Origin of the sequence: Corynebacterium sp. HMSC055A01 (assembly GCF_001809405.1) — a bacterium.
Classification (GTDB): Bacteria; Actinomycetota; Actinomycetes; order Mycobacteriales; family Mycobacteriaceae; genus Corynebacterium; species Corynebacterium hesseae.
On record NZ_KV797581.1, the window covers coordinates 134552 to 156857 of the forward strand.

17 protein-coding genes, 1 tRNA gene, 1 other RNA gene and 1 pseudogene are annotated in these 22306 nt (G+C 62.3%); 10 read left to right on the plus strand and 10 right to left on the minus strand.

Features of this window, described 5'->3' with window-relative positions; all coding sequences use genetic code 11:
* Positions 1-3: 3 nt before the first annotated feature.
* Positions 4-339: a hypothetical protein gene (locus HMPREF2604_RS06890; protein ID WP_070564258.1), complete on the plus strand. Its 336-nt coding sequence runs from the start codon at positions 4-6 to the stop codon at positions 337-339.
* A gap of 229 nt (positions 340-568) precedes the next feature.
* Here HMPREF2604_RS06890 and HMPREF2604_RS06895 read toward each other — a convergent pair whose 3' ends face one another.
* Positions 569-1117, minus strand: coding sequence for a hypothetical protein (locus HMPREF2604_RS06895; RefSeq protein WP_246816450.1), 549 nt, complete (start codon positions 1115-1117; stop codon positions 569-571).
* A 122-nt stretch (positions 1118-1239) separates the two neighbouring features.
* Positions 1240-1328: transfer RNA gene (locus HMPREF2604_RS06900), tRNA-Ser, on the minus strand.
* Positions 1329-1495: 167 nt separating this feature from the next.
* On the opposite strand from HMPREF2604_RS06900, the gene ffs reads away from it, so the two are divergent.
* The 6 genes from ffs to recR all read left to right on the plus strand — a co-directional run bounded on the left by ffs (position 1496) and on the right by recR (position 7255).
* An RNA gene (gene ffs / locus HMPREF2604_RS06905) (signal recognition particle sRNA small type) lies at positions 1496-1594 on the plus strand.
* A gap of 81 nt (positions 1595-1675) precedes the next feature.
* The gene (locus HMPREF2604_RS06910; protein WP_070564260.1) at positions 1676-2947 is read left to right on the plus strand and encodes an aspartate aminotransferase type Ic; all 1272 of its coding nucleotides are present in this window, start codon (positions 1676-1678) and stop codon (positions 2945-2947) included.
* A gap of 85 nt (positions 2948-3032) precedes the next feature.
* Positions 3033-3509, plus strand: a complete 477-nt coding sequence (locus tag HMPREF2604_RS06915; RefSeq protein ID WP_083299199.1) for a suppressor of fused domain protein — start codon at positions 3033-3035, stop codon at positions 3507-3509.
* 32 nt (positions 3510-3541) lie between these two features.
* A complete protein-coding gene (locus HMPREF2604_RS06920) occupies positions 3542-6046 on the plus strand; it encodes a DNA polymerase III subunit gamma and tau (RefSeq protein WP_070564266.1) in 2505 nt (834 codons plus the stop codon).
* Between the two features lie 57 nt (positions 6047-6103).
* Entirely contained in the window at positions 6104-6484 is a 381-nt protein-coding gene (locus tag HMPREF2604_RS06925; RefSeq protein WP_070524027.1) for a YbaB/EbfC family nucleoid-associated protein, read from the plus strand.
* A 114-nt stretch (positions 6485-6598) separates the two neighbouring features.
* Complete coding sequence (gene recR / locus HMPREF2604_RS06930; protein ID WP_070564269.1) at positions 6599-7255, plus strand: recombination mediator RecR; 657 nt, start codon at positions 6599-6601, stop codon at positions 7253-7255.
* A gap of 23 nt (positions 7256-7278) precedes the next feature.
* On the opposite strand, the gene HMPREF2604_RS06935 is transcribed toward recR, so the two are convergent.
* From HMPREF2604_RS06935 to leuA, 5 genes and pseudogenes are all read right to left on the minus strand, one after another.
* Entirely contained in the window at positions 7279-8058 is a 780-nt protein-coding gene (locus HMPREF2604_RS06935) for a type 1 glutamine amidotransferase (RefSeq protein ID WP_070564272.1), read from the minus strand.
* Positions 8051-9340 carry a Mur ligase family protein gene (locus HMPREF2604_RS06940; RefSeq protein ID WP_070564275.1) on the minus strand — a complete coding sequence of 430 codons (1290 nt, stop codon included), beginning with the start codon at positions 9338-9340 and terminating at the stop codon, positions 8051-8053. The genes HMPREF2604_RS06935 and HMPREF2604_RS06940 overlap by 8 nt, the downstream gene beginning before the upstream one ends.
* A 372-nt stretch (positions 9341-9712) precedes the next feature.
* Positions 9713-10879: pseudogene (locus HMPREF2604_RS06945) on the minus strand (DNA polymerase III subunit epsilon); the annotation flags it as partial.
* 98 nt (positions 10880-10977) lie between these two features.
* Complete coding sequence (locus HMPREF2604_RS06950) at positions 10978-12879, minus strand: hypothetical protein (RefSeq protein ID WP_070564281.1); 1902 nt, start codon at positions 12877-12879, stop codon at positions 10978-10980.
* Between the two features lie 303 nt (positions 12880-13182).
* Complete coding sequence (gene leuA / locus HMPREF2604_RS06955; protein WP_070533800.1) at positions 13183-14997, minus strand: 2-isopropylmalate synthase; 1815 nt, start codon at positions 14995-14997, stop codon at positions 13183-13185.
* A 303-nt stretch (positions 14998-15300) separates the two neighbouring features.
* On the opposite strand from leuA, the gene HMPREF2604_RS06960 reads away from it, so the two are divergent.
* Complete coding sequence (locus HMPREF2604_RS06960) at positions 15301-16494, plus strand: mannosyltransferase family protein (RefSeq protein ID WP_070564284.1); 1194 nt, start codon at positions 15301-15303, stop codon at positions 16492-16494.
* 14 nt (positions 16495-16508) lie between these two features.
* Here the strand turns inward: HMPREF2604_RS06960 and HMPREF2604_RS06965 are convergent, their stop codons facing one another.
* Positions 16509-17381, minus strand: coding sequence for a DMT family transporter (locus HMPREF2604_RS06965; protein WP_070561342.1), 873 nt, complete (start codon positions 17379-17381; stop codon positions 16509-16511).
* 146 nt (positions 17382-17527) lie between these two features.
* Between HMPREF2604_RS06965 and HMPREF2604_RS06970 the strand changes: the two genes are divergently transcribed.
* Both HMPREF2604_RS06970 and HMPREF2604_RS06975 read left to right on the plus strand, forming a co-directional pair.
* Entirely contained in the window at positions 17528-18793 is a 1266-nt protein-coding gene (locus HMPREF2604_RS06970; protein WP_070561344.1) for an aspartate kinase, read from the plus strand.
* A 19-nt stretch (positions 18794-18812) separates the two neighbouring features.
* The gene (locus HMPREF2604_RS06975) at positions 18813-19850 is read left to right on the plus strand and encodes an aspartate-semialdehyde dehydrogenase (RefSeq protein WP_070524049.1); all 1038 of its coding nucleotides are present in this window, start codon (positions 18813-18815) and stop codon (positions 19848-19850) included.
* Between the two features lie 136 nt (positions 19851-19986).
* Here the strand turns inward: HMPREF2604_RS06975 and HMPREF2604_RS06980 are convergent, their stop codons facing one another.
* The gene (locus tag HMPREF2604_RS06980; protein WP_070564287.1) at positions 19987-21309 is read right to left on the minus strand and encodes a YkvI family membrane protein; all 1323 of its coding nucleotides are present in this window, start codon (positions 21307-21309) and stop codon (positions 19987-19989) included.
* Positions 21310-21586: 277 nt separating this feature from the next.
* Complete coding sequence (locus tag HMPREF2604_RS06985) at positions 21587-22135, minus strand: RNA polymerase sigma factor (protein WP_070524053.1); 549 nt, start codon at positions 22133-22135, stop codon at positions 21587-21589.
* Positions 22136-22306 lie beyond the last annotated feature (171 nt).

Here is a 22306-nt window from a genome sequence, read left to right on the forward strand (position 1 = left end):
TCAATGGACGCCTATGAGTACGCCCAGCTGGAAGACGGCCTGGATTACCTCTACGACTTCTTCGACGCTGACTTGGAGGAGCGCGTGCGCGCCGGGCGTGAGCTGCTGCCAGAAGGCATGGAAGACATTTTGGGCGACCACACCCTGGAAGACTACGTCTGGCTGTGGATCAAAGAACCTGGCCCCCGCGGCTTCCGTCAGTTCTTGCGCGATGGCGGCTATGGCGAGGCCGAGGTGAAAGAGGCTTTCCTGCTCGCCCGCACGGAATGGGGCATGAACACCCCGCCGCACGTGGAGTGGCTCAAGGAAGACGGTTTCGCGGCCCCCGAGTTCGATTAGGGGCGGTTGACCATGGGCGTTCGGTGGGGTGCCCAGCTCGAGTGCCCAGCCGCAAAGGAACCAAAGCACTGACACCTTATGCAAAGCTCCGCATGCAATCACCTGGGGTTTTCCAGCCTGGGCCCCGCAAATGGTGCCTTTACTTTGGTTCCTTTGCCCGAGTGTTTGGGCCAGAAACTGGGCGCGCTGGCGCGTCACGTAGTTAGACGCACTATCGAAACTGTAGGTCCTAAGCGCCCGGCAGTATCTGCTTTGCCACCGACAGGGCCTTTGGGGCGTTCTTTGTTATGGCCTTCCGGGCATCAGGGCTTATAGCTGCAACTGCGACCAGAGCAACGCCGGCAGCAATTGCCCCAAGAGTTTCCTTGTTGAGCTTGAGGGCTTCTAGATTGAACCGTTTGTTGTTTATATCGTGTTCGAAAAGCTTGTTGTCATACCGTTCAAGGCGGTCGAGAGCATCTCGTCTCGCATCTTCACTCGCATTTGGATCTTGTGCAATTTGTGCAAGGAGCCTTTTCGTGAAAGCAATACTGGAGTAAAAGTTGTCTGAGCTTTTCTCGTTACTTGTGGCTGCATTCTGGACGGAGTTGTCCATTGCTTGTGCAAGAGATGCCATCGTATTGGGTGCGGTTGAGAGTAGCGCGGAAAGCACTCCGGAACTAATTTGTCCCTTTTGGATTAGTTGGACAAGAGTTAAAACCTTTTCGCTGCTCATCTGGCGTAAGTCGTCGACCTTTAACGCCTTCTTTAAATCGTCAACCGATTCTATCTGCTCCATATTGATTCCCTAGTTGAGACGCGGTACCTGGTCATTAAGGCATTAACTCCGAAGGGTACCGGCCTCTAGCTTCGAGATAAAGAAGAAGTCCCCTGGATGTCATCATCCAGGGGACTTCCCAATGGCGGAGGATAGGGGATTTGAACCCCTGAGGGATGTGACTCCCGCACGCGTTCCAGGCGTGTGACATAGGCCGCTAGTCGAATCCTCCGCTGGAAAACATTACATGAGCCCCCTAATGAAGCAAAATCGCCAGGTCAGGGCGAAAAACTTAAGAATTTAGTGGCTTGAGGTGGGGAGTGCGCTTGGAAGAGGAGTGGGGAGTTGGGTGGCGGGGGAGCGGTTTGGCGTCGACAAGCAAGGCGCGCTAGGCTAGACCGCAGGATTCCGCGTGGCGTCCATCCTCTGAACTCCCCCAGGGCAGGAATGCAGCAAGGGTCAGGAGGCTCTGGCGGGTGCGCGGGGTCCCCTTTTTGTATGTATGCCTTCACACGGGGGATGTGACGGGGCGTTAGTATGGTTGCCATATGCCCGCACTACGTCCCGGAAGGAAGACGGATGTCTCTTCTTAATCTTGAAAAGTCCGAGCTTGATGAGCTTGCCGCGCAGGTGCGCAAGGACTACGAGGCCCTCAAGGCTGAGGGGTTGGATCTTGACTTGACCCGCGGTAAGCCGTCCAAGGCACAGCTGGATCTGTCTAATGACCTGCTCGTCCTGCCGGGCCGTGGTCACTACACCGATGCCGCAGGCAATGACCTGCGCAACTACGGCAACCAGAAGGGCATCAAGGAGCTGCGCGATCTCTGGGGCAAGCTCACCAACATGGACCCAGAGCTCCTCGTCGCAGCGGACTCTTCCTCCCTGAACATCATGTATGACCTCATCCTGTGGGCCTACACCTTTGGCACCAACAGCTCTGAGAAGCCGTGGTCCAAGGAAGAGACCATCAAGTGGCTGTGCCCCACCCCGGGTTATGACCGCCATTTTGCCATCACGGAGTCCTTCGGCTTCGAGCTGGTTACGGTACCGATGGAAGAAGATGGCCCGGACATCGAAGCAGTGGAGGAACTGGCCAAGGACCCGCAGGTTAAGGGCATGTGGGTTGTGCCGATGTTCTCCAACCCCACGGGTGCCGTCATCTCGGAAGAGAAGACTCGCCGCCTTGCTGCGATGGAGACCGGCGCACCGGACTTCCGCATCGTGTGGGACAACGCTTATGCCGTGCACACGCTGACCGAGGACTTCCCGGAGGTTCTGCCGATTCTGGAGATTGCGGAACAGGAAGGAAACCCGGACCGCTTCTGGGCTATGTCCTCGTCGTCGAAGATCACCTTCGCTGGCTCCGGAGTGAGCTTCTTCGGTTCCTCCGAAGACAACCTCGAGTGGTACCTGGAGCACGCCGGTATCCGCGGCATTGGCCCGAACAAGATCAACCAGCTTGCGCACTACGAGTTCTTCGGTTCCGCCGAGGGCGTGCGCGCGGTTATGCGCCGCCACGCTGCGCTGCTGGCGCCGAAGTTCGAGGCGGTTCTTCGCATCCTGGATAAGAACCTCACCCACCATGAGATTGCGGACTGGACCCACCCCAAGGGCGGCTACTTCATCTCCCTCAACGTGATGGAGGGCACCGCCACCCGCGTGTGGGAGCTGGCCCGTGACGCCGGCATTCTCCTGACCCAGGCTGGTTCGGCGTACCCATACGGCGAGGACGCCAAGGACCACAACATTCGCTTGGCGCCGTCCCTGCCGCCGCAGGAAGAGGTCGAGGCAGCGATGGATGGCGTGGCCACCTGTGTGCTGCTAGCCGCACTAGAGAAGCTGGGGGCATAAGGCAATCAACTCCGACGAGACGGCCTACTGGCTCGACCAGATCATCCCGGCTGACCTCGAGTTCAGAAACGTCGAGGGGCAGCGTTTGGGCTTAGCCTCGCTGGAGGGTAAGCAGTCCCTCGCGGTTACGTGTGGCTTCGCTGATGTCGATACCGGGCTGGCGCATGCCGAGCAGGGGATCGATGTGCGCTGCGAACTGCTTACCGTTGCACGCACCGGCCAACCAGAGGTTGCCGCTGCGGTGAGCGCGGCAGCGGCATTGCTCACAGAAGCCGCAGGGCTGCTTCCCGCGCAGCCGGGCTTACTCTTGCCCAAGCTTTTTGCGGAGGATGACGAGTGCTTCGCTCACTTGAGCGTGCGCCATGGCATGCTCATCGCCCCATACTTGTGGGGTGGACAGACCCCGCAGCTAGCGGAGAAGGAGCGCCTGACGCTGGTGTGCCAATTGCTAATGCTAAGCGACGCCGAGTATGCCTACGCCGTCGAGGAAGGCGTGCCGGCGCTACAACAAGCGGTGGCTGAACAAGGCATCGATCTGCTGGATTGGAAGCGCTCAGAGTGACGTGTCGGGTTGAGACGCTACACTGACTAACCGTGGCTCTTTACCGGAAATATCGTCCAGCAACCTTCGCGGAAGTGGTAGGCCAAGAGCAGGTCACCACGCCTTTGTCCGCCGCCCTCGATGCGGGGCGCATCAACCATGCGTACCTCTTTTCCGGCCCGCGTGGCTGCGGAAAGACGTCGTCGGCGCGCATCATGGCCCGCTCGCTGAATTGTGAGCAGGGGCCAACCTCAACGCCGTGCGGTGTGTGCGATTCGTGCGTCTCGCTGGCCCCGGGCGGCCCGGGAAACCTCGATGTCACGGAGCTCGACGCCGCTTCCCACAACGGTGTGGAGGATATGCGCGAGTTGCGTGATCGCGCCTACTACGCGCCGGCAGAGTCGCGCTACCGCATCTTCATCATCGATGAGGCCCACATGATTTCTGCCTCCGGTGCGAATGCCTTGCTCAAGGTTGTCGAGGAACCACCGGAGCACGTCATCTTCATCTTCGCCACGACGGAGCCGGAGAAGATCATCGGCACCATCCGTTCGCGTACCCACCACTACCCCTTCCGCCTGCTGACCCCGCCGGCGATGAAGGGGCTGCTGGAGCGCACCGTGGCCTCGGAGAACGTCCACGTGGATGACACCGTGTACCCCATGGTCATCCAGGCCGGCGGCGGTTCGCCGCGTGACACGTTGTCCATCCTGGACCAGCTGTTGGCGGGTGCCGGGCCCGATGGCTTGACCTACGAGGTAGCCCGCCCGCTTCTGGGTGTTACGGACGTGGGGTTGCTGGATAACACGGTGGATGCCCTGGCTAACCAGGACAAGGCGGGGCTTTTCCGGCTTGTCGACGATGTCATTGAAGCCGGCCACGAACCTCGCCGCTTTGCCATCGACCTGTTGGATCGCTTGCGGGATCTGATGATCCTGCAAGCCGTGCCCTCAGCATTGGAGGAAGGTCTGGTCTCGGCGCCGACTGATCGCGGGGAAGTCCTTACCGCCCAAGCGCAGCGTTTCTCCGGACCGCAGCTGGCCTACTTGGCGGAAACCGTCAACGAGCGCGTGTCCTCCCTGCGGGGTGCAACGTCCCCGCGCCTACTTCTAGAAATCCTCTGTGCCCACTTGATCGTTGGCTCCGCCCCCGCTGCGGCAGCTGCCGGTCAGGTACCCAGTTCCTTGCCGCAAGGTGCGGGGGCACAGCCTTCCGCACCCGCTGTGCAGGGCTCCGCGCCTGCGCAGCGCCAGCCATCTGCGGTCGCTAGCGCGCAGGATCCCGCTGCCGCCGCCGCGGCTATCATCGCGCAGCGTCGCAGCCGTCAGGCGGCGAAGCAGGAGGCCCAGCAACAGCAACCACAGCAGGCCGAGCGGCCCCAAGAACCAGCCCAGCCTCAAGAGGCGCAGCAACAGGCGCCGCAGCAACAGGAGGCTCAGGAGCAGCAACCTTCAGCCCCCGAGGCCTCGCAGACTCAGGCGCCGGAGCGTCCTGCACAACCGGAAGTGCAGCCTGAGCCGCAGCAGGAGCAGCCGGAACAGCCGCAGCCATCGGAACAGCCTGAACAACAGGAACAGCAACCTGAGCCTGAGCAGCCCCAGGACCTCGCCGCGGAGATTCGCGGGCGATGGTCTGATCTGCGCGCCACGATTGGGCGGCGTAATAAGGTCGCTGAAATCATGCTCGCCGAAGCCCGTGTCCTCGGCGTGCGGGATGAGACTCTCGTCCTTGGACACACCACGGGCGCGTTGGCTGAACGCATCAATTCACCAGGCACCAATGAGGTCATCGTGACTGTCCTCAAGGAAGAGCTCAGCCGAGAACTGAAGGTCACGTGTGTTATCGGTACCGACCCGAAGGCGCACGGTTTCACGGTGCCAGAGCCCACCCAGCGCACCCAGTGGAATCCCAACCAACCGCAACGTGAGGCCGCTGAGCCCGACGAGGAGGCAGAGAGTCCGGCAGCGGAGGAACCCAGCAACGCTAGTGATGATCCGTGGGGCGCGCCGCGCCAAATCGGGCAGCAGGCTCCGTCGTCTGAAACGACGAGGGAACAACCTCAGCCCCAGCACGGTGTGCGCGAGAAGGCAGACTCGCGCCCGCCGGTCGAACCGCAGCGGTCGGAGGCCGCCCCGCGCGGGGCGGCGGTGCCCCCAAAGAGGGAGGCCCGTGGCAGCCAATGGCGATCACGCATCGCTCAGGCGACTCAGGTCGCGGCCCAACGCGATGAAGAGTTTTCCAAGGTTCCCAAGTTTGGCAACGGCGTTCCGCTGCCGCCGGAGCCGGGCCCGGACGAGGGCGAGTTCGAGGCCCCACCGGAGGAGTACGGTCCGCCGGCGGGGGCGAATGGATCGTCGGAAAGCGCAGGCCACACGTCTGTTTCGCCGCAGCAGTCAGCGCCCCAGCATGCGCCCGCACCGCAGCCGGAGTACACCCGCGCGGATGAGGAACGCGAGATGATGGAGGCCGCGCAGAGCGCCGGAGAGATGGACCACCGCAACGCCACGGAGGTCGCCATGGAGCTCCTCGCGCAGGAGTTGGGAGCGCGGCGGCTGTAGCGCGGCATCTGTACACTTGGCGCGTAGTGAAAATAACCGCACGAAAGGACTTTTAGCATGACCGAGAACGATCCGATGCAGCAGGCAAATGACATGAACGAGATCCTGGCGCAGGCCGCTCGCGTCCAGGCTGAACTAGAAAAGGCGCAGAAGGAAATCCTGGCCGCCACCGTCGAAGGCAGCGCAGGCAATGGCCTGGTGAAGGTCACCATGACCGGTGGCGCTGAGCTGCAGAGCATTTCCATTGATAAGTCCGTGGTGGACCCGGAGGACATCGATACCCTCCAGGACCTCATCGTCGGCGCCTTCAAGGAGGCCCACGCCGCTGCTGGCCGCCTGGCGCAGGAGAAGATCGGCCCGCTGTCCCAGGGCATGGGTCAGTCCCAGCAGAACTATGATGGTCCGTCCATCCAGGATGTCTTCGGCGGCAACCAGTAAGCCGCGCGTTAGACTTAAAGGCCGTTGTTGCTCTCTTCGCGGAGGGCGGCGCGGCCTTTTGTTGTGTCTCCAGCCGTCAAGGGTGTGGGGATTGTTGAGTGAGGGGAGCATTGCGTGTTTGAAGGACCACTGCAGGATCTCATCGATGAGTTCTCGCGCCTGCCGGGTATTGGCCCGAAGTCAGCGCAACGCATCGCCTTCCACGTTCTGCATCAAGACCCGGAGGAGATCGATCGCCTCCAGAAGGCACTGGGAGCGGTGCGTGATGGTGTGACTTTCTGCCGCATCTGCTGCAATATTTCCCGCGAGGAAGTCTGCCGCATTTGTGTGAACTCGCAGCGCGATGCCTCTACCATCTGCGTGGTGGAAGAACCCAAGGACATCCAGGTCATCGAGCGCACCGGCGAGTATAACGGCCGCTACCACGTACTGGGCGGCGCGCTCGACCCGCTGGCCAACGTGGGCCCGAAAGACCTCAACATCTCGCAACTGCTGCAGCGCCTCGGCGGCGTACTACCGGACCGAGAGCTTGCGGATTCCACCCCGGAGGTGCCGCTTTACGACGACTCCCCGGACATCACCGAAGTCATCCTCGCCACCGATCCCAACACCGAAGGCGAGGCTACCGCGGCCTACCTCGTGCGCCTGCTACGAGACTTCCCGGGACTGAAGATCACGCGCCTGGCCTCCGGCATGCCGCTGGGAGGCGACCTTGAGTTCGTCGATGAGCTGACGCTCTCGCGTGCGTTGAGCGGCCGCCTGACGGTCTAGCGGCGCGGTGCCTCCGAGCGCCCCTAGCGCTGCGAGCGCGGCGGCTCCGAGGCGTTAAAGCGCTCGGTGCGTAGCTGGTCAATGGCGGGGATGTTCAAGGGCTCGAGTTCGCTGAGTGCGATTCCCATGGCCTTGGCCAGCAACAGGTCCGCCAGCTGCGGGTTGCGCGCCAAGACCGGACCGTGCATGTAGGTGGCGATGACGCTGCCCTGCACCGCGCCCTCGGCGCCGCGCTGGACGGCCCTGTCGGAGAGATCCAGGATGGCAGCGGTATCCGCATTGCCGGTTCCGCGTGTGAGCGTTCCCAGCGGCTGGGCGGCAGGCCCCAGGATGGTGGCACCCATGTGGTTTTCAAAACCGGTGAGAGGCTCGGTGAGCTCAGCGGTGATGCCGGCCTTGGTGGGTTCGGTGGCTACCTCGCCGATGGCGCGCTCGGCCATGGAGGCAGTGGTGGCGTCGATAAGCCCCACGCCATCCACCACGCGGCCAGAAGCACGGAAGGATTCGCCGAGTACCTGCAGGCCCGCGCAAATTGCCAGAATCGGGCGACCTGCGGAGGCAGCGCGGGTGAGGCCACCGTCAGCGATGAGGTGCTCCGCCGCGAGAATCTGCGCGGTGTCCTCGCCGCCGCCGAGGGTGTAGACATCAAAGGATTCCGGCACCGGCTCACCCAGCTTGATGGGGACAATCTCCGCCTCGTGGCCGCGCATGCGGGCGCGCTGGCGCAGGACTAGGGCGTTGCCGTCATCGCCGTAGGTGCCCAGGATGTCCGGGAGGATGAGGCCAATCTGCAGGCTAGTCATTCGAGTGCTCCTTTGCTGCTGCGGCGGTGAGTGCCTTCTTCAGATCGCGGAAGGCAGTGTAGTTGGCCAAAACCTCGATGCGGCCTTCCGGACAGGATTGAATAGCGGCGAGTGGGTCCGCAATGAGCTCGTGCGAGATATCCGCGTAGACCAAACGCACTGCTAGATCCGTGCCGCGCTCGCCGGCTGCCTTGACGGGGATGCCTTCGAAATCCTCGAAGCGTACGTCCCAGAGCCAGGACATATCGATACCGTCGGCCACGTGGCCGTTAGTGGCGATGACCAAGCCATCGGCGTCACGGTCCACCATGGACAGCGCCTCCTGCCAGCCGGCCGGATTCTTGGCCAGCAGCAGGCGGATTTCGCGCTTGCCCAGCGTGATGGTGGAGTAGCGTCCGGCCACATCAACGACGCCTTCGGCAGCGGCGATAGCCTTGTGGCGGTCCACGCCGAAGGCCTCCACGGCAGCGGCGACGGCCTGGGCGGCGTTACCGCGGTTGGCCCGTCCCGGTAGAGCAAGCTTGAGCTTGTCGACGCCCCCCGGGCTCACAATGCCCTCCTCCGTCACCGCCCAGGTGGGGGTGGGGCGGCGGAACTCGCGGCCGTCGGCAAGCGGCTTGACCGCGCGCCAGTCCTCACCGTCACGCACGATGTGGCCGCCGGTGCGCGGACAGGTGACGGATTCGCCCATCCAGCCGGCACCCGCGGACACCCAAATGACATTCTTTGCGTCATAGGCCACGGAGGTCATGAGGACGTCATCACAGTTGGCGATGACGAGCATGTCCGGGTGGGCCTCGACGGCGCCTCGCAGGGCGCGCTCAATCTTGTTGATCTCACCGACGCGATCCAGCTGGTCGCGGGAGAGATTCAGCAGCACGAGCGCTGTGGGGTTGAGGTTATCCGCAACGTGGGGGACATGGAGCTCGTCTACTTCTAAGACAAGATGGCTTGCATCCTTGCCAGCTAAGAGCGCGGAGATGATTCCCGCATCCATGTTGTCGCCGCCATCGTTGGTGGCCACGGTGTGCGTAGTGCGCACGGCTGCGGCGAGCATCCGCGTGGTCGTGGACTTGCCGTTGGTTCCGGTGACCAAGACGGCTGGGCGCTGCTTGGCCAGGTTTTGCATGATAGTGGGGTCAATGGCGTTAGCGATGAGCCCGCCGATCATGCCGCCCGCACCGCGGCCCGTGGCGCGCGAGGCGGTGGTGGCCAACGCCGCGGCGGAGGTTGCAACCGCGGTGCGCGCGGAAGAAAACGCGCTTCGGAAGTTAAAATTCATGCTCCCCAGAGTAGTCGGGGGACGCTAGCTATCGGTGTTGTGGGAGCGGTTGTGTCCCGAGTTTTGCTGGTTCTGCTGGCTACCGTTGCTGCGACGGCCGCGTCCGCCGCGGCGGCGACGCCGGCGCCCTTTGTTGCCGCCCTTATTCCGGTTGTTCGAGTTGGAGTCCGACTGAGCAGGCTTGTCGCTTGCGGATCCGTCGGCCGGGGAGCCCTGGTGTTTCTTCTGCCCTTGTCCTTGTTTAGGGGAGTGCTGGGCGTTGGAGGACTTGCGGCGCGAGCGGCGGCGGTTCTTGTTCGTGGAACGATTGCGGTTGGGCTGCCCACTGCTGTGGCGCTTACCCGAATTGCTCGTTGCGCCGGAGGTGGATTGCTCTTCAGGTTCGGTCGGTTCCTCGATGCGCTCAAGGGCCGCGAGGAAGGCAACATCGGACATCAGCGGGATGTCCTTGCGGTGAGCATGCATGGGCTTGCCCACAAGGTTGGTGGTGATGTTGCAGACCACGAGGGACGTCTCGCGGGAGAGCTTCTCCGAGTAGTTCAGCTCCTCACGGGCCAACGCCGCGATGATGGTGTCGGGGTCCTCGGTGATCTCCGGGGCAACGACGATCTCCATGCCGCGGATGAGTTCCTTGCCGGGCACATAGGGGCCGGGGTTGTGGTGCTGACGGGGAGCTTCGGCAGCGTCGACGCGGACGTGGGAACGCTGTAGCCCAAAGCGATCAGCTCGCAGCTCATCCGGTGCCGCGCTGCTGAGCGGGCCCGCGGCTTGCGCACGGTAGAGGTCCACGAGCAGACGGGTCGCCTCGCGGGAGGTGTCCTTTTCCGGTCGTTGCGCACGGGCGACGCTGGCGGTGGGGTCGGGCGCGGGAAGACCGGTATCCCGTGCGACGGCCGCTAGGCGGATATCGGTGCCCCACACGCTTTGGCGGCGAGCGGTGGCAAGCGTATCCACGATGGTTACTGGGGTGGGAACGTGTCCCACCTTGAAGCGACGGCGCCGGCCTTTACCGCGGTTGCGGTTGCGCGCGCGGTTTTGACGAGCGGCGGCAGTCATCGCGCGGCGCGCTTCGGCGACGATGAAACCCCAGGTGTACGGGGCGTCGTGGACGATGAGCGTGCGGCCATCGATGAGCCGATCCAGCGGCTTGAGCAACATGGAAAAGGACTGACCCGCCTGGATTTCCTCAGCGCTCAAGCCGTGAAGATGCCGGGGGCCAGGGTCTTCGCCGGGGTTGAGGACGGCGTGGAACTCTTGGCCGGTTTCACCCGCGGCGTTGAGTGTTAGCGCATCCACGGTAAGCAACCGACCCGTGGAGGGGTGAATGCCAGTGGTCTGGATGGTCAGCGCAACAAAGGGGAAGGCAGCGAGGGCTGCTTCGCGGGCCGACGCCCTATCTTCTTTGCTGTTCTGCTTGTTCTCAGCTGAGTGAGGGCGCGGTCCTGGTTTCGGGGCGCTGGATTGTGGCGACGCCGCGGCCGGCGTCTCTGCTGCGCTGAGCTGCGCTGCAGGTTCGGTGGGGCCGGGTGTCGTAGTCATTGTTCACAGTTTAGTACCCAACCGCGAGGAAGCTGGAAAGGGCACACGTGAAGCTGCCGTATCCCCCAAATCGGCAGCGAGGCAGGGCGTGCTGCGGACTAGTCGGCCTCGATGATGATGACCCAGCCGTCGTGGTCTGGCGTGGGCTCGGGGGTCGGTTCGGGCTCACGGCTCGGCTCAGGAGTGCGGTCCGGTGTGGGCTCAGAAGTCTGTTCCGGCTTCGGCGTGGTGCTGGGCTTAGGTGTGGTGCTCGGTTTAGACGAGGTGCTGGGCTTAGTCGTGGTGCTTGGTTGAGACGAGGTGCTGGGCTTGGGCTGCTGAGTCTTTGTCGTGGTTGGCGTAGCAGTCGTGGATGCAGCGGGCTTGGAGGTCGTCGGTGCAGGAGTAGTCGACTCCGCTGGCGTAGTCGTGGGCGGAGTGCTGACAGGTGTGGTGGTGCGGGACGTTGGCGTCGTAGCAGTCGTCTTCGGCGCCGAAGTTGATGAGGTCGGTGTCGTCGAAGAAGTTGGGGTCGCCGAAGGCGATGACGTCGGCACGCTCCGCGTGGAGCTGGGTGCGCTCGTAGTTGTGGTGGTGGAGGTGGAATCCTCCTGGCGGGGCCGTGACGTGCGCGACGTGGACTCTTCTGTGGCTTCGGTTTCCCGCGGTGCTGGCGGTGTGACTTCAGCGTGGTGCGTGTTGCGCGGGGAAGGGATTGCCTCTCCGGGCGTGACGAGCTCTGCACGTTGCGTGGGCTCGGCCAGCTTAATCGGCTCCGTCGGCTCAGACAGTTCCGTTGGCTCCGCCGGAGTCGAGGAAGTGGTTCGGTCGAGGGCGCGTGGTGCTACCGAGTGCCCCTGGTTATCGGGGCGGTGGGCGCCTGCAGCCGTGTCCTCGGTTGCGTCAGCTTCGCTGGAAAGCGCGGCGTCAGCTTCTGCATTATTGGCCGGGCTGGGGGCAAGGAGCGAAGTGGTGTGCTCCTCTAAAGCCGAGTCAGCAACCTGATTGGGGGCGGAGTGAAGTGCGTGCACAGAGGATACGAAGCTAGCGGTTCCGCCGATGATGACGGCAACGCTTGCCGCGCACACCAGCTTGACACCAGTACTAGCAGCGGCGATCTTTGAGCCAACTGTTGCGGCGGTCCCGAAGGATTTCAAGGAGAGGACTTGTGCGCCCTGTGTGGCAGCGGAACTTGCGGTGTGTGCTGTGCCCGTTGCCTGGAACCCGCCTACCGGAGCGGTTGCTGCATGAGCCCTATCGGTGTTTGTGGCCGTCGCGGCAACCGCGCCAGCGGCGGCAGCGATGACGCCGGCGGCCCCCACGGCGACGTGAGCGTCCGGTGTTCCTTCGTCGGAGTAGACGGTGAGGGCTGGGGACTTGTCATCCGGCGTGAAGTAGGCGCGCGCAATGGCAATGAGACCCTCGTGCTTGAATCCAGCGATGGTATCGCTCAGCCACGTGGCCTGATCGCGCGGAACGGTGGCGATGAGCTTGTCATCGAGATGAATCTCGATGGCGCGGCGGAAGAAGCGCCGGCTGTTGGTTAAGCGCACGAGTAGATGCGCAGGGTGCTTCGGCAGGGAACGGGTGCGGGCCGAAAAGTCAGTGATGCGAAGGGCACGGTCGCCGTCGAGCATGCCCCATCGCTGAGCCGGGGGAACATTGATCGGGACGCACAGGCCTGGCTCCGGGAGGAGAACCTCGAATGCCGGAACGGTTTCCTCCACCGCGTCCTCGCGGAGCGAAATCTCTGCGGTGGCCTGTGGGGTCAAACCCGCGCTAATGATCCAATCCAATTCCGTGTAATCGGCGGATTGGGAAGCGGGGATGACGCCAACGATGTCATCTTCATACCGGACGCGGAAGCCGGAGCTTGAGTGCCCACACAGGGTGACGTTGAGGTGATTGTTATCCGCCAGGGAGAGCAGCTGCAGGAACATCTCCGGGTTAACGGCGTCAACCGTGAGGCGGCGAGGTTCACCAAACCCAGAGTGGGGGACCACGTAGTTAGTGACCGTCATAGTGTTCGCCTTCGCCTGCCGAACTGCAACAAATGCGCGCAGTTGCAAAACTGAGCGCAGTAGGGAATGCCGAAGTTCGGACTGAAATTCTTATTGGGTGCACAAGGTGTTCAATGTCTTTGTGCAATTGTGTCGCGTATTTATTCTATAGCTCTCCGTGCTGGCCTACAACAATGTGTAGCCAGCGCGATGTTACGGTCAGTAGCTTTAGCGAGGGGAGTGCGAGTGCGAGAGACTGCGCAAGGAGGAGGCGCGCGGAACAGCTCGCCTTCTCCTTGTGTCGCCCTGTGTCGCGGCAGAGGATTAGTCCGCGCGATTGACCGCTGAAGTAATGGCGTTGATGGACGCACGGGTGGTGGATCCGGCGATGCCGGCACCCCACACTTGTGCGCCATTGACTTCGGCGGCGATGTAGCAGGCGGCTTCGGCATCGTCGCCGGCCGTACGGGACTGCTGGGAATAGTCGATGACCTCGAAGTCGATCCCGACGTCTTCCAGCGCGTTGGCGTATGCGGCGATGGGGCCGTTACCCATGCCGGAGACAATGCGCTTCTCGCCGTTAAAGACGATGGTTGCGGTGACCTTGGCGTCTTCATCCTCCGTGGTTGAGTTATCAACTTGGAAGGTGACGAGCTCCAGCGGGGAGGTGCGCTCTAAGAACTCGTTGGCAAAGATATCCCACATGTTCTTGGAGTTGACTTCGCCACCTTCGGCGTCGGTCACCGCCTGCACGACGGAGGAGAACTCCGCTTGCATGGCGCGCGGCATATTGATGCCATGATCGGTCTTCATGATGTAGGCTACGCCGCCCTTGCCGGACTGCGAGTTGACGCGGATGACCGCCTGGTAATCGCGGCCGACGTCCTTCGGATCGATGGGCAGGTAGGGAACTTCCCAGGTGGTTTCCTGCAGTTCTTCCCACGACACCTCGGTGTTGTTCGCGCCTGGGCGCACCTCCTGCGCCAGGGCGTCCAGGCCCTTGTTGATGGCATCCTGGTGTGAACCGGAGAAGGCGGTAAATACCAGCTCGCCGCCGTAGGGGTGGCGCTCCGGCACGCGCAGCTGGTTGCAATACTCCACCGTCTCGCGGATCTTAGGCAGATCGGAGAAGTCGATCTGCGGGTCCACGCCCTGGGTCAGCATGTTCAGGCCCAGGGTAATGATGTCCACGTTGCCGGTGCGCTCACCGTTGCCAAACAGGCAGCCTTCGATGCGGTCTGCGCCGGCCATGTAACCCAGCTCGGCGGCGGCGATTCCCTCGCCGCGGTCATTGTGCGGGTGCAGCGACATGATGATGGAATCCCGCTTCGCAAAATTGCGGTGCATCCACTCGATCTGGTCGGCGTAGACGTTGGGGCTGATCATCTCCACCGTGGAGGGCAGGTTGATGATCATGGGGTTCTCCGGAGTTGCCTCCATGATGTCAACAACGGCATCGCAGACCTCGACGGCGAAGTCCAGTTCGGTGCCCGTAAAGGATTCCGGCGAGTACTCCCAGCGCCAGTTGGTATCGGGGTAATCCTTGGCAATGCCCTTGATGAGCTCCGCAGCGTCCGTGGCCAGCTTCTTAATGGCCGGGCGGTCCTTGCGGAAGACTACGCGGCGCTGCAGCTTCGAGGTGGAATTGTAGAAGTGAACGATGACGTTCTTCGCGCCCTGGCAAGCCTCAAAAGTACGGCGGATCAGGTGCTCGCGCGCCTGGACCAGGACTTGGATGGTGACGTCATCCGGGATCTTATTGCCCTCGATGATTTCGCGAACGAAGTCGAAATCCGTCTGGGAGGCGGAGGGGAAGCCTACCTCAATCTCCTTGTAGCCCATCTTGACCAGCAGGTCGAACATGCGGTGCTTGCGCTCAGGGCTCATTGGATCGATGAGAGCCTGGTTGCCGTCGCGCAGGTCCACGGCGCACCACTGTGGCGCCACGGTGATTTTCTTGTCCGGCCACGTGCGGTCAGGCAGCGAGACCGGTTCTACCTCTTCGGCGAAGCTTTGGTAGCGGTTTACTGGCATCGAGGAACCGCGCTGCTTGTTCCACGCGGGCTGGTTTTCGTTGCGCGGGCCAGCCGGGGTGGTGATTTCGCGGGGAGCGGAGATGAAAGAATCGTTGGGGGACATGGTGGTTGTTCTCTTCCTTGTCTGGGGCCTATGGGTCTGGGGCCAAAGGCGTTTTACTGTGCTGCGTTGTTTCGATGCGCAGCTACGGCGTGAATCGTGGGGGCGGCCAGCTGCGGTGTGTTGGCATCACCGCGCTCCGCGGCGGGGCGCTGGCCGTGAAGCTAGAAACCTAAAACCCGCCGCGGCTACTAAGGAGGAGAGTGTGCCGCAAAGTCATGTGAGCCACAATACAGCTTTTCTCATTCTATGGCAACTGATTCCACATATTGGGATGGGTGATGTGGGTGGCTAGGATGTTGTGGCGTGCATGAAGAAAACTCCACGAAGATTATTCAGGATCCGGGGGAAGAGCCCACGGCGGATAGCGGGCGCGCGGCAGACGCCTCCCCTGCTGGCACGCAGGGGGCGCTGTCACTGGTGCCGCTTGCCACGTTGGTCGCGGTTGTTGGAACCGCGGTGCGCATTGCCGTTCTGAACGTCATCGCCGCCGTCAATGACCAGGAGCTGTGGGATCGGCTCACGTCGTGGGATTCCAAGTACTACCTGGAAATTGCTCGAGTGGGATATTTTGACGCGGATACCCACACTGATGGCCCAGTCTATGAGACGACAATGGCCTTCTTCCCGGGCTTTCCCATGCTGTTGCGGGTCCTGGGATGGACCGGGATCAGCCTCGAAGTAGCCGCGCTCATCGTTAACACCCTCCTCACCGTGGCCATGGCTGCCGGCGTTATGGTCTTGGCGCAGCGCTTGGGGGCGGGGCGCCGTGGGCAATGCGCCGCTGCCATCGTGGTGAGCAGCGCTCCGATGTCCATCGTGTTCTCGATGCCTTATACCGAAGCTCTCTTCGGGGCCCTCCTGGTGTGGGGACTCGTCGCGCTGGATGATCGCGCCTGGTGGCGCGCGGCGGCGTTCGGCTTTGCCTTATCGTTTGTGCGGCTGACCTCCGTGGACTTCCTTGCTGTCTTTGCCTTGTGGGTGCTCATCTATGGGCGGCGCTCGTGGCAGGCCTGGCTCAGCCTCATCGTGGCAGCGCTTCCGCTGCCAGCGTATTTATTGTGGACGCAGCGCTACCTCGCAGAGGCCGGCGGCTACTTTGGCATCCAGACCGAGCACTGGCATTCCACCTTCGACTGGGGTGCTGCCACCGTACGGTTCGTGTGGGAAGTTCTGACGGAGAAGAACGATGTGGGCTACCTGCTTAGCGTTCTGGTGATCCTGGGCGTCCCCGTGCTGCTGGTGGCGGCGTGGGGAAGGCTGAATCCGGTGGCGTGGTGGTTTAGCGCCGCGCTGTGTGCGAATGTGCTGCTTTCCGACGGCATCATGCACTCGCGCCCGCGTCTCCTCCTGCCCGCGATTATCTTGGCGCTTCCCTGGGCCGTGCGCGCGTCTGAGGTGCTGCGACCCCGCGAGCTCTGGCTCGCATGTAGCGCCTGGGTCCTGTGGTCGGCGTGGTTCTCCGCTTATATGCTGGTGGTCTTTGAGTGGGCCATCTAGCGCGGAAGCTCGTCCTAGCGTGGGCTTTGCTCCGCGCGCTGAGCGCTTCCCGGGTTGACCGGCACGCGGGATAGGACGATTGTGGCAACGATCATGATGATGAGCGAAACCCCCATCACGCACCAACCCGCAACGCTACTGACCTGGAATTTTTCGCCCAAGACCCAGTAGCCCAAACCGAAGGCCACGATGGGCTCCATGATGGTCATCGCAGGCAAAGAGTGCGCAAGCGCGCCAGCGTGGAAGGAATATTGCTGGATCACCGTTCCGGCAGCCGCCAGCCCAATGAGCACGTACAGCTCCCAGCTGGCCAGCAAGGCTGTGATGCCCTCGTGGGAGAGGACGTCCACCACTGCCTTGGCTACGAGCGCCACGTAGCCATACAGGATGCCGCACGCGCTCCCGAGCGCTAGGGCGGACTCCTCCGGCCGGTTATAGGCCGCCACGAACAGAGCGGTGAGGGCAAGCGCGCCGAGGGCGAAGGCGGGCCACCATTGGGACCAGGTGGGCGTCGTCAAGCCTGCGGTGGGGCGCCCATAGACCACCATGATGCTCACCGCGATGGTCAGCGTGAGGCACCAGAACACCTCCCGTGCCGGCATCGGCCGCCGGGAATACCAGGCGGCGAGCGGCAGCGTGAACATGAGGGACAGGATGAGGATTGGCTGCACGATGAGCAGCGTGCCGAAGTGGAGAGCGACGAGCTGTAGCGCGTAGGCAATAACGGCGGCGCTGGTCCCCACCCACCACAAGGGAGTCCGAATAGCGGTGCGCATGACGCTCCTGGAGCTAGCGTCCAACACGATGCGGTGGCGTATGACTGTGCCCCAGGCCACGACTAGCGCGGAGGCCAGTGCAAAAGTAATGGCAACCAGGTTTGAAAGCATCGTTTCTACCCTACCTGGAATTAATATCCAGCACGTGTTTCGATGGGAACCAAAGGGCGGTAGTCTAAAGGAGTTGACTGCCGGTCTATAGGTATTGGGCGGTGAACAGGTAATGGCCCTCACAAACAGGAAAGGTGGGACCGTCAGTGGCCCTAGTCGTACAGAAATACGGGGGATCCTCCCTCGAAAGCGCAGAGCGCATTCGCGCGGTGGCGGAGCGCATTGTGGCGACGAAGAAGCAGGGCAACGACGTCGTTGTTGTGTGCTCCGCCATGGGAGATACCACCGATAACCTGCTTGATCTTGCAGCGCAGGTCAACCCCGTCCCGCCGCAGCGTGAGATGGACATGCTGTTGACCGCCGGCGAGCGCATCTCCAACGCACTCGTTGCCATGGCCGTGGAGTCCCTTGGTGCCAAGGCTCAGTCCTTCACTGGTTCCCAGGCCGGCGTGCTCACCACCGAGCGCCACGGAAACGCCCGCATCGTCGACGTCACCCCGGGCCGTCTAACCGAAGCCTTGGAGAAAGGCCGGATCTGCATCGTTGCGGGTTTCCAGGGCGTGAACAAGGAATCGCGTGATGTGACCACCCTCGGCCGCGGCGGCTCGGACACCACCGCGGTGGCGCTGGCGGCAGCGCTCAAGGCCGATGTGTGTGAGATTTATTCCGATGTCGACGGCGTTTATACCGCCGACCCACGCATCGTCCACAACGCCCAGAAACTCGACCAGCTGTCCTTCGAGGAGATGCTGGAGATGGCAGCTGTGGGCTCCAAGATTCTGGTCCTGCGCAGCGTCGAGTACGCCCGCGCGTTCAACGTTCCCCTTCGAGTCCGCTCATCTTATTCAAACGACCCCGGCACGCTCATCGCCGGTTCAATGGAGGATATCCCCGTGGAAGAAGCAGTACTTACTGGTATCGCAACCGACCGTTCCGAGGCTAAGGTTACCGTCCTGGGCATACCGGACCGCCCAGGTGAGGCGGCCAAGTTGTTCCGCGCCATCGCGGATGCCGAGATCAACATTGACATGGTCCTGCAAAACGTCTCCTCGCTGGATTCCGGTACCACCGACATCACCTTCACCTGCCCGCGCTCGGACGGCCCAAAGGCCATGGAGATCCTGGCCAAGCTCAAGGAAGAGGGGCACTGGACCAACGTGCTTTACGACGACCAGGTGGGCAAGGTCTCCCTCGTCGGTGCCGGCATGAAGTCCCACCCGGGCGTTACCGCAGATTTCACGGAGGCATTGCGTGACGCCGGGGTCAACATGGAGCTCATTTCAACCTCCGAAATCCGAATTTCCGTGCTTACCCGCGAGGCTGATCTGGAGAAGGCCGCCGTGGCCCTGCACGATAAGTTCCAGCTGGGTGGCGAGGAAGAGGCCACCGTTTATGCTGGTACCGGACGCTAAAAATTAAGGAGTAAAGGTCATGACCACTGTTGCAGTTGTAGGCGCTACCGGGCAGGTTGGCCGCGTGATGCGCACCCTCTTGGAGGAGCGCAACTTCCCGGCCGATACGGTCCGCTTCTTTGCCTCCGCACGCTCCGCCGGCCAGGAGCTCACCTTCCGCGAGGACAAGGTCGTCGTCGAAGATTTGGCAGAGCAGACTGTGGAGAGCCTCGCAGGAATCGACATCGCCGTGTTCTCCGCCGGCGGTTCGACGTCCAAGCAGTATGCACCGCTCTTCGCCGAGGCCGGCGCCACCGTGGTGGATAACTCTTCTGCGTGGCGCCGGGATCCGGACGTGCCGCTCATCGTGTCAGAGGTGAACCCGCAGGATAAGGACAACGTCACCAAGGGCATCATCGCCAACCCGAACTGCACAACCATGGCGATCATGCCGGTGACGAAGGCGCTTCACGACGCCGCCGGTCTCACCACCATGCGCGTCGCCTCCTACCAGGCCGTGTCCGGTTCCGGATTGGCCGGCGTGGAAACCTTGGTCAAGCAGGTGGCCTCAATCGGTGACCGCAACGTTGAGCTCGTCCACGACGGCTCTGCGCTTGAGGTCTCCGAGGAGGATTTGGGCCCCTATGTCGCTCCGATTGCGTATAACGCGCTGCCGTTGGCGGGCAACCTCGTGGATGACGGAACCGAAGAGACCGACGAGGAACAGAAGCTGCGCAACGAGTCCCGCAAGATTCTGGGCATCTCAGAGCTGAAGGTGTCCGGCACGTGCGTGCGCATCCCGGTGTTTACTGGCCACACCATGGTCGTACACGCGGAGTTTGAGAAGCCGATTACCCCGGAGCAGGCCCGCGAGGTGCTCTCGGCCGCGCCGGGTGTCAAGGTCGTCGATGTGCCGACGCCCCTGGCGGCAGCCGGCATCGACCTTTCCTTGGTCGGGCGCATCCGCCAGGACCAGACGGTCGAGGACAACAAGGGCCTCGTCTTCGTCGTATCCGGCGATAACCTGCGCAAGGGCGCAGCGCTCAACGCTATTCAGATTGCGGAGTTGCTGGTCTAGCGTGTGGCGCACGACAGTGCCGCACTGTTCTCCTCAATAAAAGAAGTCCGCCGCCAGAGTGAATTCTGGGGCGGACTTCTTTCTAATTGTGGCTATGTGTAGCGGGACGCGCGGCCCGCTACACATGCGGGAAGCGCTAGTCCTTCGGGACCTCGGGCTTGGTGTGCTCCACGAAGGTCACGGAGGGGTCTGGATCCTCGCGGTCGTATTCAATCTCATCGTCGGCCTCGAGTTCCTCGTGGATTTCCTCGGCGACGACTTCGACGAACTCCTCCGTTTCCATGTTGGAGGCAGCGGCAAGCTTACGCAGCTCGCGCTCGTTCTTCTTGGTGAAGTGCTCGCGCGGGTCGAGGCGGCGCTTGACCAAGGTGCGGGCGCGCACGCGGCGGTCAGACTCGGAGGTGATCTTGTCACGCTGGGTAATCCAGCTGATGACCATGACTGCAATCATGAGCAGGCCAATCCACCCCAGGATCGGGTAAACGCTGGAGACCAGCTGCTTGAAGCCAATGAAGGAGAGGATGAAGCCCACGACACAGGCGCCCGCGTAGACGGGGTAGAAGAGCTTCGGCTTCTTGCGGGTTAGGCGCTTGCCCATGGCATAGAACATGCCGATGGCGGTGTTGAAGACCATGCCGTAAATAATGAAGGTCATGAAGTAACCCAGGATCGGGTTCACGTTGTTGATCAACGTGAGCACCGGCAGGTCCTGCTTGTGCACATCCGGCGCCACCATGTAGAGGGAAACCACGAGGAGGGTAAGTAGAAGCAGGTAGAAAAAGCCACCGATGAGGCCGCCGACACCGACGGCGCGGTTATCCAGGATGTTGCCGCCGATGACGATGGACATCGACACCGCGCACATGACATTCAAGCCGGTGTAGTTCAGCGCGGCCAGCCACCAGTTGCTGAGAGGGCTTTCGACGTTGTTGACCGCGAAATCATTGGCGCTAGACCAGTCAACATCCGTCACGATGATGGTGTAACCGGTGGCCAGAACCACGAAGATGATGATGAAGGGCGTAATCGCGCCGATGACGTTGCTGACCTTATCCACGTCGAGGAGGCCTACCAGCAGAACGAGCACGAGCATCACGGCCCCACCCACCCAGATGGGCACGCCGTCAAACTGCTGGCTGATGGTCGAGCCACCACCGGCGAACATGACGAAGCCGATGGAGAACAACGTGGCTAGGGTGCCCCAGTCCAGCACTCGGGAGACGATGGGGCCACTAATCTTGTCGTAGACGGCCGTGTGCTCGTCCGCTTGGAAGTAGGAGCCGAGCTGCAAAATGGCTACACCAGTAATGATCATGAGGGCGGAGGCGAGGAGTACACCCCACAGTCCCATGTTTCCGAAAGCCACGAAGTACTGGATTGCTTCCTGTCCGGAGGCAAAGCCGGCGCCGACGACGACACCAATGAAGGCCATGGAAATGGCCACTGCGCGTTTCCACATAAGGTAAAGAGGTCTCTCAATCTCACACGCGCCGGGGAATGTCATCACAACCCAAGGTGTGGTGCGGGCAATCGGGAAAGCCTCGCGGGCCCGGTTCGACTATCGATTTATCACGTGTGCCTCGAAAAAGATTAGGTGTGGTCGATAGGTATTTTCCAGCTGACACTACGATTTCTCGCTGAGCTGGCACCGGACGGGCCGCCAGGACCTGTCAGTTGCCGCACGTCTGCGCAGGTGCTGTGACTCCCGACGCCCATTTATAACGGCTCGATAACGATTATCCGCGCTGGTCGATGAGGTCCTTGCGGGCGCGGGCGACGCGGGAGCGAATTGTGCCCACGCGAACCCCGGCGATTTTCGCGGCCTCCTCATAGGTGTAGCCCAAGACTTGGGTCAGGATGAGGGCTTCGCGGCGGTCTTCTGGGAGGGCGTCGATAAGCGCGCGGGCGTCGATCCACTCGCTCCACGTGCCCGAGCTCTCCGGGGTCGCGGCAAGGGCGGCGGCGTCCTCATACTCGGTGGCGGACTTGCGCGGGCGGGCCATGTCGTGGCGGATGTTGTCCACCCACACGCGGCGAGCGAGGGAGAGCAGCCACGTGCGTGCTGAAGAACGGGCGGCAAAGCGGGGGAGCGCGCCGATGACGCGCAAGTAGGTTTCTTGGGTGAGGTCGTCCGCGATATCTGGGCCGCCGAGGTGGGCGAGCAGGCGCCAGACATCATCTTGGGTGGACTTGATGAACTCCGTGAGGGCTGCGCGGTCGCCGCGGCCCGCCTTGAGGGCGAGATCGGTGACGCGCGCATCGTCGCGCTCGGAGTGTCGTTTCACCTCCCATAATTTACCAGTCGGGGGCGTGAGCCTCGGGAACCGCTGGGGCTCCTCTGTGGGCGTCTACGTTTGGGAAAAATTCTGTTGCGTAGGTCATTTTTAATGGGTAGGCTATGAAAGGTCCGAGATTGATAACGAATCACAAATTATCAACAACTGTAGGAGGCATTA